The 15,969-nt window shown below is 39.7% G+C and carries 16 protein-coding genes and 1 pseudogene; 8 read left to right on the forward strand and 9 right to left on the reverse strand.

Features of this window, described 5'->3' with window-relative positions; translation table 11 throughout:
* Positions 1 to 114: 114 nt before the first annotated feature.
* A complete protein-coding gene (locus I6F50_RS18705; RefSeq protein WP_165740661.1) occupies positions 115 to 1,434 on the forward strand; it encodes a DASH family cryptochrome in 1,320 nt (439 codons plus the stop codon).
* A gap of 26 nt (positions 1,435 to 1,460) precedes the next feature.
* Here the strand turns inward: I6F50_RS18705 and I6F50_RS18710 are convergent, their stop codons facing one another.
* Positions 1,461 to 2,543, reverse strand: coding sequence for a YeiH family protein (locus I6F50_RS18710; RefSeq protein ID WP_165740660.1), 1,083 nt, complete (start codon positions 2,541 to 2,543; stop codon positions 1,461 to 1,463).
* Positions 2,544 to 2,664: 121 nt separating this feature from the next.
* On the opposite strand from I6F50_RS18710, the gene I6F50_RS18715 reads away from it, so the two are divergent.
* A complete protein-coding gene (locus I6F50_RS18715; protein ID WP_165740659.1) occupies positions 2,665 to 3,543 on the forward strand; it encodes a LysR family transcriptional regulator in 879 nt (292 codons plus the stop codon).
* Positions 3,544 to 3,623: 80 nt separating this feature from the next.
* Here I6F50_RS18715 and I6F50_RS18720 read toward each other — a convergent pair whose 3' ends face one another.
* From I6F50_RS18720 to I6F50_RS18735, 4 genes are all read right to left on the reverse strand, one after another.
* Complete coding sequence (locus I6F50_RS18720; protein ID WP_165740658.1) at positions 3,624 to 4,010, reverse strand: hypothetical protein; 387 nt, start codon at positions 4,008 to 4,010, stop codon at positions 3,624 to 3,626.
* Between the two features lie 216 nt (positions 4,011 to 4,226).
* Positions 4,227 to 4,685, reverse strand: a complete 459-nt coding sequence (locus I6F50_RS18725; protein ID WP_165740657.1) for a thioredoxin family protein — start codon at positions 4,683 to 4,685, stop codon at positions 4,227 to 4,229.
* An 83-nt stretch (positions 4,686 to 4,768) separates the two neighbouring features.
* A complete protein-coding gene (locus tag I6F50_RS18730) occupies positions 4,769 to 6,736 on the reverse strand; it encodes a hypothetical protein (RefSeq protein ID WP_197177001.1) in 1,968 nt (655 codons plus the stop codon).
* Between the two features lie 222 nt (positions 6,737 to 6,958).
* On the reverse strand, positions 6,959 to 7,885 hold the full coding sequence (locus tag I6F50_RS18735; protein WP_197177003.1) for a LysR family transcriptional regulator: 927 nt from the start codon (positions 7,883 to 7,885) through the stop codon (positions 6,959 to 6,961).
* 174 nt (positions 7,886 to 8,059) lie between these two features.
* Here I6F50_RS18735 and I6F50_RS18740 point away from each other — a divergent pair, with 174 nt between their 5' ends.
* Together I6F50_RS18740 and I6F50_RS18745 are read left to right on the forward strand one after the other, a co-directional pair.
* A complete protein-coding gene (locus I6F50_RS18740; protein WP_197177005.1) occupies positions 8,060 to 8,737 on the forward strand; it encodes a glutathione S-transferase family protein in 678 nt (225 codons plus the stop codon).
* An 84-nt stretch (positions 8,738 to 8,821) separates the two neighbouring features.
* Positions 8,822 to 9,949 carry a zinc-binding dehydrogenase gene (locus I6F50_RS18745; RefSeq protein WP_197177007.1) on the forward strand — a complete coding sequence of 376 codons (1,128 nt, stop codon included), beginning with the start codon at positions 8,822 to 8,824 and terminating at the stop codon, positions 9,947 to 9,949.
* A 396-nt stretch (positions 9,950 to 10,345) separates the two neighbouring features.
* Here the strand turns inward: I6F50_RS18745 and I6F50_RS20360 are convergent, their stop codons facing one another.
* Together I6F50_RS20360 and I6F50_RS20365 are read right to left on the reverse strand one after the other, a co-directional pair.
* Entirely contained in the window at positions 10,346 to 10,675 is a 330-nt protein-coding gene (locus I6F50_RS20360) for a hypothetical protein (RefSeq protein WP_231611831.1), read from the reverse strand.
* 12 nt (positions 10,676 to 10,687) lie between these two features.
* Positions 10,688 to 10,993 carry a hypothetical protein gene (locus I6F50_RS20365; protein ID WP_231611832.1) on the reverse strand — a complete coding sequence of 102 codons (306 nt, stop codon included), beginning with the start codon at positions 10,991 to 10,993 and terminating at the stop codon, positions 10,688 to 10,690.
* 491 nt (positions 10,994 to 11,484) lie between these two features.
* Between I6F50_RS20365 and I6F50_RS18755 the strand changes: the two genes are divergently transcribed.
* A complete protein-coding gene (locus tag I6F50_RS18755) occupies positions 11,485 to 11,970 on the forward strand; it encodes a hypothetical protein (RefSeq protein ID WP_165728771.1) in 486 nt (161 codons plus the stop codon).
* A 41-nt stretch (positions 11,971 to 12,011) separates the two neighbouring features.
* Here the strand turns inward: I6F50_RS18755 and I6F50_RS18760 are convergent, their stop codons facing one another.
* Positions 12,012 to 13,217, reverse strand: a complete 1,206-nt coding sequence (locus I6F50_RS18760; protein ID WP_165741711.1) for an anhydro-N-acetylmuramic acid kinase — start codon at positions 13,215 to 13,217, stop codon at positions 12,012 to 12,014.
* 149 nt (positions 13,218 to 13,366) lie between these two features.
* On the opposite strand from I6F50_RS18760, the gene I6F50_RS18765 reads away from it, so the two are divergent.
* From I6F50_RS18765 to I6F50_RS18775, 3 genes are all read left to right on the forward strand, one after another.
* On the forward strand, positions 13,367 to 13,867 hold the full coding sequence (locus tag I6F50_RS18765; RefSeq protein ID WP_165728773.1) for a GNAT family N-acetyltransferase: 501 nt from the start codon (positions 13,367 to 13,369) through the stop codon (positions 13,865 to 13,867).
* 181 nt (positions 13,868 to 14,048) lie between these two features.
* Positions 14,049 to 15,077 carry an NADP-dependent oxidoreductase gene (locus I6F50_RS18770; protein WP_197161919.1) on the forward strand — a complete coding sequence of 343 codons (1,029 nt, stop codon included), beginning with the start codon at positions 14,049 to 14,051 and terminating at the stop codon, positions 15,075 to 15,077.
* 50 nt (positions 15,078 to 15,127) lie between these two features.
* Positions 15,128 to 15,745 (forward strand): glutathione S-transferase family protein, encoded by a 618-nt coding sequence (locus I6F50_RS18775; RefSeq protein ID WP_010554991.1) that lies wholly within the window; start codon positions 15,128 to 15,130, stop codon positions 15,743 to 15,745.
* 81 nt (positions 15,746 to 15,826) lie between these two features.
* Here the strand turns inward: I6F50_RS18775 and I6F50_RS18780 are convergent.
* Positions 15,827 to 15,969, reverse strand: a pseudogene (locus tag I6F50_RS18780) (IS4 family transposase); the annotation flags it as partial.

Raw genomic sequence — 15,969 nt, forward strand, 5'->3', positions numbered from 1 at the left:
CTAAGAGGCGGTTTAATAATCGCCTCTTTTTAAAAGTCTATTAACCATCTCAAAACTAATCCCTACCCGCTTTTGCTTCGTAAAGTTAATGATTAAAAAAACCTGAGCAAACCTATGAGCAAACGCATTTTATATTGGCTACAAAACGATTTACGCCTCACTGACAACACTATTTTTAGTGACCTTGCGTCGCAGCAATGCGCACTCGATATTGTATTTGTAATAAATCCGCATTGGTTCAAAAATAATAACTACCAACAAAAACCATATGGCGTGCATAAACAACAGTTTTTAATGCAAAGCTTATTTGAGCTACAGCAGACGCTTATTGAACGCGGACAAACACTGCACGTGCTTGAAGGTGAACCAATAGCGCTTTTAAAAGCGCGTATAAATGATCTAAACATTGATGAAGTTGTATTTAGCAAGCAAATCGGTTTGTACGAGCAACGCCAAATAAGTTTACTTAAAGCGCATTGCCCAAATACAGAATTTACAGGCGTGCTGCAAGACACCCTATTTAAACAAAGCGACCTACCTTTTAATTTAAACGAGCTGCCTAAAAGCTTTACGCCGTTTCGTAAAAAGGTAGAGGCAGCCAATATACCTATAACTCTCTCAATGTTACCTGAAGGTTTACTCCCTCAACCTATAACATTATGTGCGGCCAAACCAATTGAGCTTACTGAACATACTGATGACAACAACGCGATAATGCACGGCGGATTTAAAAGTGCGCAAGCTCATTTAGCGCAGTACTTTTCGGGCTTACTGCCAAGTACCTATAAAACAACTCGAAACGAGCTTGATGGCTTTAATAACACCACAAAATTTAGTACCTGGCTTGCCTTTGGCTGTGTAAGTGCACGGCAAGTTTATAAAGCGGTTGAAGAGTACGAACATAAACATATCGTCAACGAATCTACTTATTGGATTAAGTTTGAATTGCTATGGCGAGAGTATTTTAAATGGCATGCACTCAATGCGGGCAACAGCTTATTTAGCTTTAAAGGCCAAAAACAAACCAAACCCCTAACAACGTTTATGCCAAACCGCTTTGCTGCGTGGTGTAATGGCTCAACACCCTTCCCATTGGTCAATGCCATTATGAATGAGCTTAATGCCACTGGTTATATATCAAACCGAGCAAGGCAAGTTGCGGCAAGTTGTTTAGTTAACGAACTTGGCCTTGATTGGCGCTATGGCGCGGCTTATTTTGAACAGCAATTGATTGATTACGACGTAGCCGCAAACTGGGGCAACTGGCAATACATAGCGGGCGTAGGTGTAGATCCGCGTGGCGGTAGGCACTTTAATATTGAAAAACAAACGTTACAGTTTGATCCGCTCGGTATTTACACTAATAAATGGCAAGGTAATAAAAATACCAGCGCGCAGCTGGATGACTTAAACGAAGTTGATTGGCCAATTTAAGCCAATCAACTTTTACCAAATAACGTTTAAAACAGCTCAGCAATACCTATATTAATGGCAAAGCCGCCTAACGTTAAAAACAAAAATAAACACAGTGCCAGTAACAGCGGTTTAATACCCGCTTGGCGAATTGCCCCAACATGTGTGCGTAAACCCAAAGCCACCATCGCAATGGTGAGTAATATATTATCAAACCAAACAACTGCGTTTGTAGTCACTTGAGGAATAATAGAGAGTGAATGCACACCACTGGCCACTATAAATAACACCGCAAACCAAGGGATAGTAATACCTGATTTATCGCCCTCACTGCTTGCTGCATCACCTGCTTTTGCTCTTTTTTTACTTTGCCAAAATGATAAACCCACTAAAAATGGCGCAAGCATCATCACTCTTAGCATTTTTTCTATTACTGCGGTGTCGGCCGCGTTAGCGCTTACCGCAGTGCCCGCTGCAACCACTTGCGCTACTTCATGAATGGTTGAGCCTACAAAAATACCGTATGCGTGTTCGCTCAATCCCATGTACTCAAACATTATTGGGTAGGCAAACATGCTTAGCGTACCAAACACCACCACCGTTGCTACCGCTACTGATACTTTATGCGCCTGTGCTTTTATAACAGGCTCGGTTGCCATCACCGCTGCAGCGCCACAAATAGAGCTACCCGCGCCAATTAATATAGTTGTTTGCTCATCTAGCTTAAATACACGTTTGCCAAGTTGAATTGCTAATATAAATGTACCAACAAGCATAACAATGTCAGTTAGTAAGCCACTCCAACCAACGCCCGCTACTTGCGTAAAGGTTATTCTAAAACCAAACAACACAACGCCCGCTTTGAGCAAAATACTTTTAGCGTAATCAACGCCCACATCGGTATGAGTCGCTATACCCGAAAAAATACTGTTACCCACAATAATACCAACCACAATACCAATAGTGAGTGAGCTAAATTGCGCAGTTTGCATTATTGGTAATTTACTAAGCGCAACAGAAACGCCCGCAAGTACAATAACCAGTAACATGCCAATCCACCAGCGAGAGTCACCATACTGTTTAGTGTTAACACCTAAAGGCTGTAACCCATTTTTAATAGCGCTAAGCATAATATTCCCTCAATCAAACAACTCTAATTAGTTGACTTCATTTTAATAAAGGCCAAAATATAACTCCAATATATTAAAATCATGATTCGATAACTTAAGGTTATGTAATTTGAGAGGCGCAATGAATTTACATGCACTTAGGGTGTTTTATACGGTAGCAAAGCTTGGTAGTTTTTCAAGCGCAGCCGAGGCGCTTTTTATAAGCCAACCTGCGGTATCTAAAGCGCTAAAAGAGCTTGAGTATCAATTAAATATTCAACTTATTGAACGTGCATCTAAAGGCAAAAAACTCACTTTAAGTGAAGGCGGGCAAGCGCTTTTTGAACATGCGCGTAGTATTTTTGCCATAGAAAAAGCCGCCATTGAAGATATTAAATCGCGCACAGGGCTTAAGCGCGGCACATTGGTTATAGGCACCAGCACCACCATTGCCAGCTATTGGCTGCCTCCTTACTTAGCTAAATTTTGCGCGCAGTACCCACATATAAAAGTAGAAGTACAAGTGGCTAATACTGCGCAAATTGAGCACGCACTACTTGAATGCACCATCGATTTAGCACTGGTTGAGGGCACACCCACCGAGCCACACATTATTAGTAAGCACTGGCAAAACGATTTAATGAGTGTGGTTATACCAAGCAATTTAAAACCCGCTAAAAATGTAAAAGCATGGTTAAACAATCAATTTTGGTTACTACGCGAACCTGGCTCGGGCACTTTAGAGGTGTCGGTTAAGTTATTACAGCAACACGGTATTACGGCAAAAAACTGTATGCAACTCGGAAGTAATGAAGCAATAGCAAGAGCAGTAGCACAAGGAATGGGCGTTGCTTTATTGCCTAATGTAGTCACAGACGATTTAGTACAATTGGGTAAATTAACACGGCTAGAACAGCCAAATGACGTCGAGTTATCAAGACCATTATACCAATTACACTACAAAGACAGACCGTCTTCTCATGCTGCGCAAGCATTCGAAAAAAGCCTGTTTAGTGAATAATTTTTGTATGAGTAGATTTAGATCTGAGCTGTAAGTCGAGTAAGAAAACGGTTGTGTAACATTAATCGCTTTTTGTGGTGTTACCTTAATTTATTATATATAAGCCAACTAGTTAAACCCATTGAAAGTACTAATAAATGAAGAACCAATGTTGCACGATTAAATTCACTAAAAAGACTAAGTAAAAAAACTGGAAGTATACTTAAGATTAAAACTACAGGTAATTTAAATAAATTTAACTTTTGGAGTAATAAGCTAATAGGTAATCCGTAAATGAACATTAAAGGATAGAAATAAAATAAACTTCCCATCCCTATTGACACACCAAAACCAACACCTGAAATTAATGAACTAAGAGAAGTATAATTTTCTATACCCGCATAAAAATAACAAAAACCAAGGACTGGTAATACAATTAAAGGACTAAGGATCGCAGCAATCAAATTTTTACGGAGATCCTTAAACATATTAAGAAACACCATAACGAGCTTGTAGATTAATTAGTTTTTTATTTGTTTTAATTGATATGCAAACCATAGCTGAATTCCTATTTTTGCTCAGCCAAAGGGGGAAATTTTTGGCCTTTACACATTAAAGTATCAGGAGACTACTCATAGCAGCCCAACAGCTAACTTATAAACCTATTTGCTAAATCGTTAACCCCAAATACGAACAAGCTCTATTTACAAACCCTGCGTTAAATCTTGCGCCAATGTACCCGTTGGTTTTTCAATTACGCGTACTAACTCTTTGCCATTTTGTTTAACAATAAACGTTGGTGTGTATTGCAAGTCATTAGCCTGTGCAATGCCTGCATCGTCTTGCTTGTTGTAACCTACGGCCACATATTCAATGCTTGCAAGTTCAACTTTCGACGCATCAAGTAACTTAATCAGCTTTGGCACTTCGCGCTCACTGTCGTGGCACCACGTACCAAATAATACAATAAGCTCTTTGCCTTCTAGCTTTTGCATTAGGGCTATATCTTGTGCTGTTGGTGTATACGCTTTGTATTGCTCGTTAAACTTGTTGTAGTCGCTTAGCAGTTCTTGCGTACTTATCTCGCCCGAAAATGGCGCCGTAGCAGCGCAGCTTACAAGCGGCATGCTTAAAGCGCACAGTAAAATTAATTGTTTAAACATAAGGTTGCTCTTAATTTAGGTATTAATTTAGGTATTAAACGACTATACCCAATATTAAGTGTGGAGTGAACAGCTCAAGACCGTTACTTTTTATCCATAAAAAAGTTAACTTGCGATAAGTTAGTTAAATACTCGCGTCTTACGTCTTTATTTTCAGCCAGCTTGTCTAAATCACCAATTAAGGTAACTAACTTATTATGAGAATGACTGCTGGTTGTTTTAAAGTCATCTTGCTTTTCGTCGCTCTCAACACGCTCTTTTTTATTCATGTTGTAGCTGTTTTCGTTTTCTTCAAGCCAAATATCGTCAATTAAGCGAATGTCACTTTTACTAATGGTTTGCTCTTGCATCGCCATTTGCAGCTCGTATTGATTTGTTTGAGGGTTAAACGCATACATTTTTGTATCAACATCAACTTCGTGAGACTGGTCAAGCCCCACAAGTTCTTTATTTTTAACTGCGGTACCTACGTTATAACTCTCTTCTTTGTCGTAGTAGTCGGGGCGACTGTATTGATAATCAAAGTGGCTACTTACATTTTTACTTTGTGTTAAACCGCTAAGCTCGCCTAATTGGGTTTGCTCAGTCGCTTGGCTTAGCTCAATGGTACTTTTAGGCTGATAGTCACCGCTATCCAGTGCGTAAGAAAACGTAGCATCAAAATCAGCGAGCTTAGACACACCCGCCCCCAATGTATTGGGTGCTTTATTACCAAGCCCTTGGTAACGGGGATCGTTTGCGATCATGTTATCAACTAAATCGGCAACCATAGCGCGCCCGTCATTAAATTGCTTATCTGCAAGCGACTCAATATTGCTATAACGTTCAGCCGCTGACGACATACTTGTAAAAGCGCCTTTAAATAATGCAAAACCTTGCTGCATTGTCTCATCCCCTTTACGACCAAATGCCGAGTCTTTACTATCCTCGGTACTGTTTACTCGGCTATCTTCTAAGCTTTGATCGAGGGACGCTAAATACTGCTGCATTTGCTGTGTGTCTTTAGCGCCAATGGTCGACATATCGAGTGCAAAGTCGATTTCGTTTTTCCCATTCTCAGCCTTAAACACAAGTGCTTGTTGATTTGTCGCTTCATCTATTGAGTAACTTAAATCAAGCGTGTTTTCGCCTGTATCAAGCGCATCATTTTGCGTTGTTGAAAACGACACATTAAAACCCGCTAGCTGCTCACTATTAAAGCCTGCTAAAAAGTCTAAACTCATGTCTGTTTGGTTTGGCACTATAATAGGATTAAATGAGTTTTCACTCACTTTAAAAAACTCATCGGCCATTTCGCCAACACCCGCCATAACCTGCGTTAAAGCCGCATGTTCAGCCTCAGATAAATCGCCATTTACTTCGTAACTTATGCCAAAGCCATCAACGGCTTCGCCCGTTTTTTCATCAAAGCCTTGTGACGAATTAAAAGTGATATTTATTACATCACCCTCTTTGGTTTTTACCGAGAGCTCAAATAAATAATTATCGTCATCCTCGTACTTGCTACGGTTAGCACTTTCCATGTATGGATTAAGCGTGCGCTCAACACGTTGCTGGCTTGAGGCTAAAAACGTTTTTTGCTCATGCCCAAGTTGCCCCAAGCTTGATAAAATATCGCTGGTATTAGCATAAGCACCCTGAATATTTTTAACGGATGTATTTAATCGCTCAATTAATTGGGTGCTGTTTTCATTTTTTAATAACCCCTCATGCTGAGAACTTATTACGGTGCGCAGGGCGAGTTCTTCATCGGAGAGTTTATAGTTAAGCGTGCTAGGCGTGCTTGTAATAATAAATAGCGAGGTAAGTTGCTGTTGTAAAATATCCCCTACTTTTTGATTACTGGCTAGTGCTTCGTAAATCGTTTCATCATTTAGCTGGCTTAATAACTCGTCGGTTATTTTAGGCGCATTAGTTTGTAAATCATTAATAGCTTGAAGGTCGCCACTGCTATGCAGTGAAGGTGTCGCAGATATTTGGTTGGCGTTATTAACTGATTGGGCAAGCATAGTGCTTAGATTAGCCTGACTGCCTAATATATTATTAACCATGATTATCCCTAATCGCTAAACCCTATTAAGTAACTTATCGGGCGCTTAGTTAAAAGCTTTAGCCTAAAGGAGCATTTTTTACCTATTATTTATACAAATAATTTATTAATAAGTTAAACAAACATAAATATATATCTGGTAAAAATAAACCGGATAAGCGTAGGTCGGATAAGCGCAGCGCCATCCGACACTCTATTAATCTACTCACCTTACTCTTAAGGGCTATTTTATTTGCTTACTACCTTCACCTGTTTCTTTTATTCTTTGTACTAAAAAATCGACCGCCGCTTTTACCTTTGGTACCAAATAACGTTGTTTTTGATACAACAAATAAACAGCCATATTAGAATTTTGAGTTATTGCCACCTCATGCTCAAACTTAAGCTCTTGTAACTCACCCAGCTCAAGATATGAAGCCAGTGCCCATCGAGTTGACATTAAAATACCTTCCCCGTTACATGCTTTTTTAGCAAGCCACGACCCGTTATTTGAAATAGCGACAGCAGGCCCAGAAACGTCATGCCATTGCTCATCTACTTTACATAACCACGGCGTTGGCCCTGAAGGCGTTTTAAAATAAAGCCCATTATGGTGCTTTAATTCCATGGCGTTACTTGGCACTCCGTGTTTTTGTAAATAGCAGGGGGACGCCACAGGTATAAAGCCATTATCCATAAGTTTTATTGCTATCACGCGCTCATTGGGTGCATAACCACCACGAATAGCAATATCAACATCGTCACGCCCGAGTGTCGACAGCTCATCGCTTAAGCTTACATCGAGTATTATTTCAGGGTATAACGCGCTAAGCTCATCAAGCAGCGGCATGAGCATTTTGTCGCCAAAACCTACCATGCAACTTATAGATAAACGCCCCTTTGGGGTTGTTTGGTAACTTCGAACCGTTTCGTGGCTTTGCTCAAGCTGGTTCACTATTTTTTGTACATCGCTGTAGTAAATTTGCCCTACTTCGGTCAGCTTAACTATGCGGGTTGAGCGTTTTAAAAGCGTCGCCCCTAGGCTTTTTTCTAAATCGGCAACTCGCCTCGACAACGACGAAGGCGGCACACCAAATGCTTTTGCGGCTTTAGTAAAACTGCCTGTTTCAACCACCTCAATAAAATACCGTATGGCTTTTAGTTGATCCAAGTCGCCTCTCCATTAAATAAAATTCTTTATTGTCTTAAAGACAAAAGTGATTCGCATTTTCCCTTATATATAAGCAAATTAAAACAAGTAATAATAGGCTCAACTTAAACACGGGGACCAAAATTGCATTATTTGGCAATGAGTATCCTCACGTTAATAAAGGAAAGCTGACTTATGATTACTTTGCACGGTTTTGCTGCTAGCAACTATTACAACCTAGTTAAACATGTACTTTTACACAAACAACTGCCATTTAAAGAACACCTTGTTTACGGCGGTAGTGAAGATTTACTAGCAATAAGCCCTGCAGGCAAAGTGCCTGCAATCACAACAGCTAACGGCCTTAATATTTCAGAGTCGAGTGTTATTTGCGACTTTATAGAAGAGTCGTACCCGCAAACCCCGCTATACCCTGAAGATGCAGGTGAGCGCGCAGTTGTACGTCAAATTATGAAAATGGCAGAGCTTTATTTTGAACTCCCAAGCAGACGGTTCATCCCTTATGTATTTTCTGGCGCTGAAGTACCTGAAACAACTAAAGCCGAAGTACGCCAAGTATTAACGCGTGGCGTAACCGCTTTGAGTAGCGTGTGTAAGTTTTCACCTTGGATTGCAGGCGAGCAATTTACAATGGCAGACATTTACGTTTATTACGTAAACACCATAGTTAGCGCCTTTGGTTCAAGCCAGCTTGATTGGGATGTACTAGCACAAGTTCCCGGTATGAAAGAGTGGAACGAATCAATGAGCCAATTAGCCATTGCCCAAAGCATAGAGGCCGATCGCCAATCAAATATGGCTGAATTTATGCAAAAAGTGAAAGTGCAAATTCAAGCAGTAAACGCTAAATAGCCCTTAGCTATATAAGAAGCCTTTAGCTATAACAGCCCTTAGCTATAACAGTAATCAATACTCATTTTTGTGGGAGCAAACATAATGACAGATAAAAATATCCAACTTACTTCAACTATCAGCGAAGACAATAAACTAACACTTGCCTTAAAAAACATCGAGATGCCAAAGCCTAGTGCCGATGAAGTGGTTATTCGTATTGAAGCTGCACCATTAAACCCATCAGACTTAGGCGTTTTATTCAGCGCAGCTGATATGTCTACTGCAAAGCAATCGGGTACTGATGAAAACCCAGTAATTACTGCCGATGTTCCAGCTCAATTTATGCCATCACTTAAAACACGCGTAGGTAAAGCCACACAAGTAGGTAATGAAGGCGCAGGCACCGTTGTAGCAGCAGGTTCATCACCAGCCGCACAAGCATTAATGGGTAAAACCGTTGCTGTAATTGGCGCTGGTACGTATCGTCAATTTATTTGTGCCAATGTACAAAGTTGCCTAGAGCTAAAAGAAGGGACTACCGCTAAAGAAGGTGCATCATCTTTTGTTAACCCACTTACCGCACTAGCAATGGTAGAAACCATGCGCGCTGAAGGTCATAAAGCTATTATTCACGCGGCTGCAGCCTCTAATCTTGGCCAAATGCTAAACCGTATTTGTATTGCTGATGGCGTTGATTTAATTAATATTGTTCGTAAACCAAAACAAGAAAAATTACTGCGCGATATGGGTGCAAAATATATTGTTAACTCAAGCAGCGACACTTTTCTTGCTGATCTAACCGCTGCAATAATTGAAACGGGTGCAACTATAGCGTTCGACCCAATCGGTGGCGGCCAACTAACAAGTGATATTCTTAACTGTATGGAAGTTGCAGCTGCACGCGATATGAAAGAGCACAGCGTTTATGGCTCAGACACTTACAAACAAGTGTATATTTATGGTGCATTAAACCGAGGCCCTATCACAATAAACCGTAACTTTGGTTTTGCATGGGGTGTAAACGGATTCTTGTTATTTAATGCCTTAGGTAAGTTAAGCACAGATACAGTAATAAAAATGCGCAAACGTATTGCAGACGAAATCACCACAACATTTGCGAGCAATTACACGCACGAAGTGTCATTAGCTGAGGTGTTACATTTACAATCAATCGCGGCTTATTCTAAACAAGCAACAGGCGAAAAGTACTTAATTAAACCTCAAGCTTAAGTAAATATTCTTCGTTAAAAATTAAAAACCACAGCGCTTAGCACTGTGGTTTTTAAATATAAAAGCAGATGCTAATTAGGTATCTGCTTTTTATTTGGTCGTTGTAAAAACTAGCTCGGAGTATTTACTTTGGCTAATAAATTACACTCGTGGATTTCAAGCATTCCTCTAGACAGCTTTCAACTAAGATTGTACTTTCCGCTCGCTACAAATAGTCAAGTGTGTGAGCTAATCAACTGTATCCGCTCAATCTTCAAAACTATGAGAGAAAACATATTAATGAGCCTATGTACTTTGTTTTGGTGAAAGATCTTTGGGCATAGATGGAGTTATGACTCTTTCTCATTTTTTAGACTCAGTTTTCCCTCTTATGTACCAAATAAATTTTTAATACTTTCATATAACAGGGTTCAAAAGTAAGTTATTAACCTTTTCTATTTCATCCAACCATATTTTTGTTTCTTTACACCGCATTGCCACAGTAGTTTCAATTAAAGGATAAATATCAAGTAACTTATTGTGGTTGAAAATAGGCTCATGGTGAGCGATTCGATTTCTTATTTTTCTTATTACAAAGCAAGCTTCTTTTAATAGCGTTCTAATTTGCGCCGCAGTTAGGTTATCAGCGTTTGGAAATGCAGTCTGAATATGAACGTTCCAAATACGCCCATCATGCCTCCGCGTTAGCATTTCTTCCCACCAAGATAACTTTAACTCTGGTAACACCTTGCCTAACCCTTAGTAATTATTGCTAACAATGCTTAATAGCTCTCTTTTATTTTTATAAGCCAGTGAGTTTTGAAATACCGTATTAATAGGCCAATCAGTACCATATCTTTTTGCAATAGCTTCACTAATAGCATTACGTAATACCACTTCATATATATGTAAAGGAAATAAAAAATCAGATGATAAATTTGCATTCCATTCATATAGCGAGAGAGCTTTTATACCGCAATCAACACCAGTACTCGCAATGACAGCATTTCTGTATGTTGTAAATCGACTAATTGATATGGTCTTTTCAATTGCTTTGTATCGCATTAACTTTCCATCTTATAAGTTTTTCTTTATCTTTGGTTGATCATAATACATTTTCTGGTAATATGTTTATTGAGAGCTTTGGATATCCCTGCTTATGCAGCCCACCAAAGACAAAAGATAAAGAATAAACCCATGCTTAGGCGTGGGTTTTTTCGTTCTGATGCCAGTTGCTTGAGCTTAATTTATTTTTTACTGTGGGATAAAGTGTTTACACTAAAATATAATTTACATTATATTTTTTATTTACTCATTTTACATAGCATTACTGGTTAGCGGCTTTATCTAGTCAATACTCACTCGCCTGACTTTGCTGTATATGACTATCTACTCTAAATGTATCACAAACTGTTTTCATATTAGAAGTGCAAAGATCCTCTTTGATCAAACCACTCAATAATTGTACTAATTAGTGCAATTAGTCATAAATCTGTAACCTTGATCCGCGATAATCTCTATCCGATAAATGAATAAACTCAAGAAGACTAAGTAAGATGAGTACACCCTTAGTGCAACTAACATTTGCACAGCAATCATTTGATGATTCTATGTCTGCGGCGATGAGCCACGCTATGGAATATGAAAAGCTATCGCTAAAAGCCAATGCTGCGCATAACATTACGCTGCAGTGTGTGTTGCCTGATGGCGCAAATGAGAGCGATGTTATTTCACTAAGTGCTACGCAGCCCAGTGCGCGTGGGGCACAGTATTTTACTGAAAAAATGCTAAGCAATGACGACCTTGAATCTGGTACTGTAAACCTTACTTTAAGTAACATTACACAAAGCCAATGTTTTGTAGTGCAAATGATGCTGCACGGAAAAAACACGACCTTAAAAGAAAGCCAACAACTCGATGTGTACATTAAAGCATTTGAGCAAGGCTATATTCCTGAACACATAACAACTGAACATGCTAAGCCTCAGGGCGTTCGTAGCTACTTTGCGAGTATGGGTTCTACGTTTTTATCGCTGTTTTAGTGCTGGCTGCACTTAAATTACGCGACGCTACTTATAAGTTGTTAGTCTGCAAAACTTACTTTACCCATAGTAACTCCCGCAATACCTTGTGCAGTATTACTTAGGTGTTGCTGCTCTCCTGCTAGGCATTCGTTTGCTAAAATAGCAAATAGTACAGCCTCTTTTGCGTCGGGGTTTATACCTAAATCGTCGGTGTTTTTAAAAGCCTTAATACGTGGGCAAAGCGCTGTAAGTTGCGCCATTAGCAACGGGTTATGAATACCGCCACCACTTGCATACACCACACAATTTTGTGCGCGCTCTGCACACTCGTTTAATGCATTTGCTATAACGGTTGCAGTAAAGGTATTTAAGGTGGCCATTACATCTTCATGGCTTAAATGGTGAGTATTTGTAACCTGCTGTGCAGCATTTAAATACGCTAAGTTAAATACCTCAGGCCCTGTGGTTTTAGGCATTGGGAGTTTAAAAAATGCGTTATTACACAATGCATTCAATAATGGTGTATTTATCTTGCCTGCTTTTGCTATTTTTGCGCCATCGTCATAATGCATATCTTTAAAATGTTGCTGTACGTAGGCATCCATAATGGTATTACCGGGGCCAATGTCGGAGCTAAACACACCGTTTGCATCACCATTTTTGGGTAAAAACGTTAAGTTAGCAATGCCGCCCATATTTAGCAAAATCCGACTCTCAGCAGCGCTCGAAAAATACAAATAATCGCCATACACAGCCAGTGGTGCGCCCTCGCCTCCTGCGGCTATGTGTTTTTGTCTAAAATCACCAATGGTTGTAATACCCGTAGTAACGGCTATTTGGTCACTATCGCCAATTTGTAAGGTGCCATTAGTAAAGCTTTTGTGGTTATGCTGCGACTGCGGGCAGTGATAAATGGTTTGCCCGTGGCTTGCTATTACATCAATACTTGCAGGGTTTATATTCCACTTAGCTAAGCACTGGTTAACCATATTGCCATGGAGTTTACCTACCCACGGGTGCAGTAAAGTAACAATCTCTAAATCGCATTCTCGCTTAGCAAATACCTGCTTTATTTTAGTTTTATAATCGTCGTTGTAATCAACAGTAGTAAAATTTAAAACCTCAATGTGTGTATTTAAGCCCGCGCCCGTTACTTTACACAGTGCAACATCAAGCCCGTCCAACGAGGTACCGCTCATTAAACCAATAATTAAACGGCTTGGTTTTTGGGCGCTGTTATAAAGCGCTTTAATGTGAGGGTGCATAATGGCATCTAAAATAGGTGTAATATTTTGCTTATATTAGAGGACTTTAAAACAAAGTAATAGCCGTAAACCGTTTAATTTAGGTTCTGATTGTTTAACTCTTAAATGATTGTTAAGTTAGTGTGCATACTAAAAATTTATGAAAAAATATGATCACCCTCAGAGAGTTTAAAGCCCAAGACGCGCCTTTTATTATTAGCACCTTAAATGATGAACAGGTAACGCGTTATTTATCGTCAAAAATTCCGTTTCCTTATACGCAAGCCGATGCTGATTGGTGGATAAACCAAGGCTCAAAAAACGGCGTAATTGATGCAACAGTTAAAGCCATTGAGGTAAATGGGCAATTTGCGGGCTGTATTGGTGTAACTCCCGGCGAATTTGAATACAGCCACAGTGGCGAAATTGGTTATTGGCTAAATAAAGCCTATTGGGGGCAAGGCATTATTACTCGCGCTATTGAACTTATATGCAATGAAGCGTTTGCAAGCTCACACATAAACAGAATTTTTGGCGCTGTGTTTGCTGGTAATACCGGCTCTATGAAAGCACTTATTAAAAGTGGCTTTGAGCAAGAGGCTGTGCTTAAACAGGCCATTTATAAAAACGGGGTGTTTTACAATAGCCATATTTTTAGCAAGCTAAAATAAACCATTTAGAATAAATACTCTGCAAAGGTTGAATTATCAACCACCCGCCCAAAACTCCTTTATTAAGGTACGCATTGTACATATTCATACTGCTTAGCCGCGCATTATTGTTTAGCTGATCACGATTTTTAAAGCGTAAACATTCGGTAAGTAGTTTATTTATATTAATAGGAGATCTTATATGTCTACGACTAGTCGCCAACTTACTCTTGAATCACGCCCTAATGGCGCTCCAACAGATGAAAACTTTAAATTAAAAACGGTAGAGCTTCCTGCATTAAAAGACGGCGAAGTTTTACTACGTACCATTTACCTATCGCTAGACCCATACATGCGTGGTCGTATGAGTGATGCTAAGTCGTACGCTGACCCAGTTAATATTGGTGATGTAATGGTTGGCGCTACAGTGTGCCAAGTCGAAGAGTCTAAAAACGATAAGTTTAGGATCGGTGAATGGGTACTTGCCTACACAGGTTGGCAAGATTACGCCATTACCAATGGCGAAGGTTTAATGCAGTTAGGTAAAGAGCCTGCAAACCCTTCATACGCATTAGGTATTATGGGTATGCCTGGCTTTACTGCTTACATGGGTTTACTTGATATTGGCCAGCCTAAAGAAGGCGAAACCGTAGTTGTTGCAGCAGCAACAGGCCCAGTAGGTGCAACGGTTGGTCAAATAGCTAAAATTAAAGGCTGTAAAGTAGTGGGTGTTGCTGGTGGCAGCGAAAAATGTGCACACGCAGTTGAAAAACTAGGGTTTGATGCCTGTATTGATCACAAAGCTGATGACTTTGCAGAGCAGTTAGAAAAAGCCTGTGATAAAGGCATTGATGTTTACTACGAAAATGTGGGCGGTAAAGTATTCGACGCCGTACTACCATTACTAAATACCGCAGCGCGCGTACCATTGTGTGGTTTAGTATCGCAATATAACGCTACTAGCTTGCCAGAAGGCCCAGACCGTTTAGGTATGCTAATGGGTCAATTGCTTACTAAGCGTATTAAAATGCAAGGCTTTATCATTTTTGATGATTACGGCGACCGTTACGACGAGTTTGCACAAGACATGCAAAAATGGCTACAAGACGGAAAAATTCAATACCGTGAGCACATGGTAGAAGGCATCGAAAATACAGTAGGCGCGTTCAACGACATGATATGCGGTAAAAACTTTGGTAAAACTGTGGTTAAAATTAATAACCCACTTTAATTTTAAACGGTTTGTAAGGCCAAGTCCTTACAAGCCACAAAAGGACTGACATGATCAAACTACACCATTTAAATAAATCACGTTCTAAACGCGTAATTTGGCTTTTAGAAGAGCTAAATGTTGACTACGAAATTGTGGCTTATCAGCGTAATAAAGACACATTTTTAGCCCCTGACGAATTAAAGCATATTCATCAACTTGGTAAGTCACCGGTAATTGAAGATGGCGGTTTAATTATTGCTGAATCAGGCGCTATTACCGATTACCTTATTACTAAATACGGCAATGGTAAATTTGCTCCAAAAGTAGATACCGCTGAATATGTTGACTACCAGCAATGGCTGCACTTTGCAGAAAGCTCAGCAATTTTACCGCTTTTACTTAAAATGTTTGTACTAAAAGACGGCGCTAAAACGCAGTTTTTAGAAGGCTATGCTGACGCTGAAACAGCTAAAGTAATTAGCTACTTTAACGACCGCCTTGAAGGTAAACGTTATTTAGTGGGCGATACCCTAACGGGAGCTGATTTTATGATGTCGTTTATTGTTGAAATAGTTAAAAACTCAGGTCAATTAGCGCACTTTAAAAACCTCGTTAAATACGACGAGCAATTACAAAGTCATGAGAAGTTTCATACAGCTAATGAGCTAGAAGCAAAGTACGACTAACTACTTTTATATAATCTTTTTGTATAATCTTTTTGTATAATCTTTTTATACAACATCAAGGGGCATTTAGCCTAATGCCAGTCAGTTAAGCTGACTGGCATTTTTCTTTTTATGGGGATACTTAGATGGTTTTGGCTTAACCCATCGGGGATATCTTCTATCCTCTCGTCTAGCTGGAAGCTTAAATAAGACCAGTGTATTGAGTAAGTGCTGCCAGTGTATTG

This window comes from Pseudoalteromonas sp. NZS127_1 (assembly GCF_015864295.1).
Lineage (GTDB): Bacteria > Pseudomonadota > Gammaproteobacteria > Enterobacterales > Alteromonadaceae > Pseudoalteromonas > Pseudoalteromonas arctica.

Excerpts from the sequence above, each read along its gene's own strand:
- I6F50_RS18705 (WP_165740661.1), top strand. The coding sequence starts at position 115 with ATGAGCAAACGCATTTTATATTGGCTACAAAACGATTTACGCCTCACT.
- I6F50_RS18710 (WP_165740660.1), bottom strand. The coding sequence starts at position 2,543 with ATGCTTAGCGCTATTAAAAATGGGTTACAGCCTTTAGGTGTTAACACT.
- I6F50_RS18715 (WP_165740659.1), top strand. The coding sequence starts at position 2,665 with ATGAATTTACATGCACTTAGGGTGTTTTATACGGTAGCAAAGCTTGGT.
- I6F50_RS18720 (WP_165740658.1), bottom strand. The coding sequence starts at position 4,010 with ATGTTTAAGGATCTCCGTAAAAATTTGATTGCTGCGATCCTTAGTCCT.
- I6F50_RS18725 (WP_165740657.1), bottom strand. The coding sequence starts at position 4,685 with ATGTTTAAACAATTAATTTTACTGTGCGCTTTAAGCATGCCGCTTGTA.
- I6F50_RS18730 (WP_197177001.1), bottom strand. The coding sequence starts at position 6,736 with ATGGTTAATAATATATTAGGCAGTCAGGCTAATCTAAGCACTATGCTT.
- I6F50_RS18740 (WP_197177005.1), top strand. The coding sequence starts at position 8,060 with ATGATTACTTTGCACGGTTTTGCTGCTAGCAACTATTACAACCTAGTT.
- I6F50_RS18745 (WP_197177007.1), top strand. The coding sequence starts at position 8,822 with ATGACAGATAAAAATATCCAACTTACTTCAACTATCAGCGAAGACAAT.
- I6F50_RS20365 (WP_231611832.1), bottom strand. The coding sequence starts at position 10,993 with ATGCGATACAAAGCAATTGAAAAGACCATATCAATTAGTCGATTTACA.
- I6F50_RS18755 (WP_165728771.1), top strand. The coding sequence starts at position 11,485 with ATGAGTACACCCTTAGTGCAACTAACATTTGCACAGCAATCATTTGAT.
- I6F50_RS18760 (WP_165741711.1), bottom strand. The coding sequence starts at position 13,217 with ATGCACCCTCACATTAAAGCGCTTTATAACAGCGCCCAAAAACCAAGC.
- I6F50_RS18765 (WP_165728773.1), top strand. The coding sequence starts at position 13,367 with ATGATCACCCTCAGAGAGTTTAAAGCCCAAGACGCGCCTTTTATTATT.
- I6F50_RS18770 (WP_197161919.1), top strand. The coding sequence starts at position 14,049 with ATGTCTACGACTAGTCGCCAACTTACTCTTGAATCACGCCCTAATGGC.
- I6F50_RS18775 (WP_010554991.1), top strand. The coding sequence starts at position 15,128 with ATGATCAAACTACACCATTTAAATAAATCACGTTCTAAACGCGTAATT.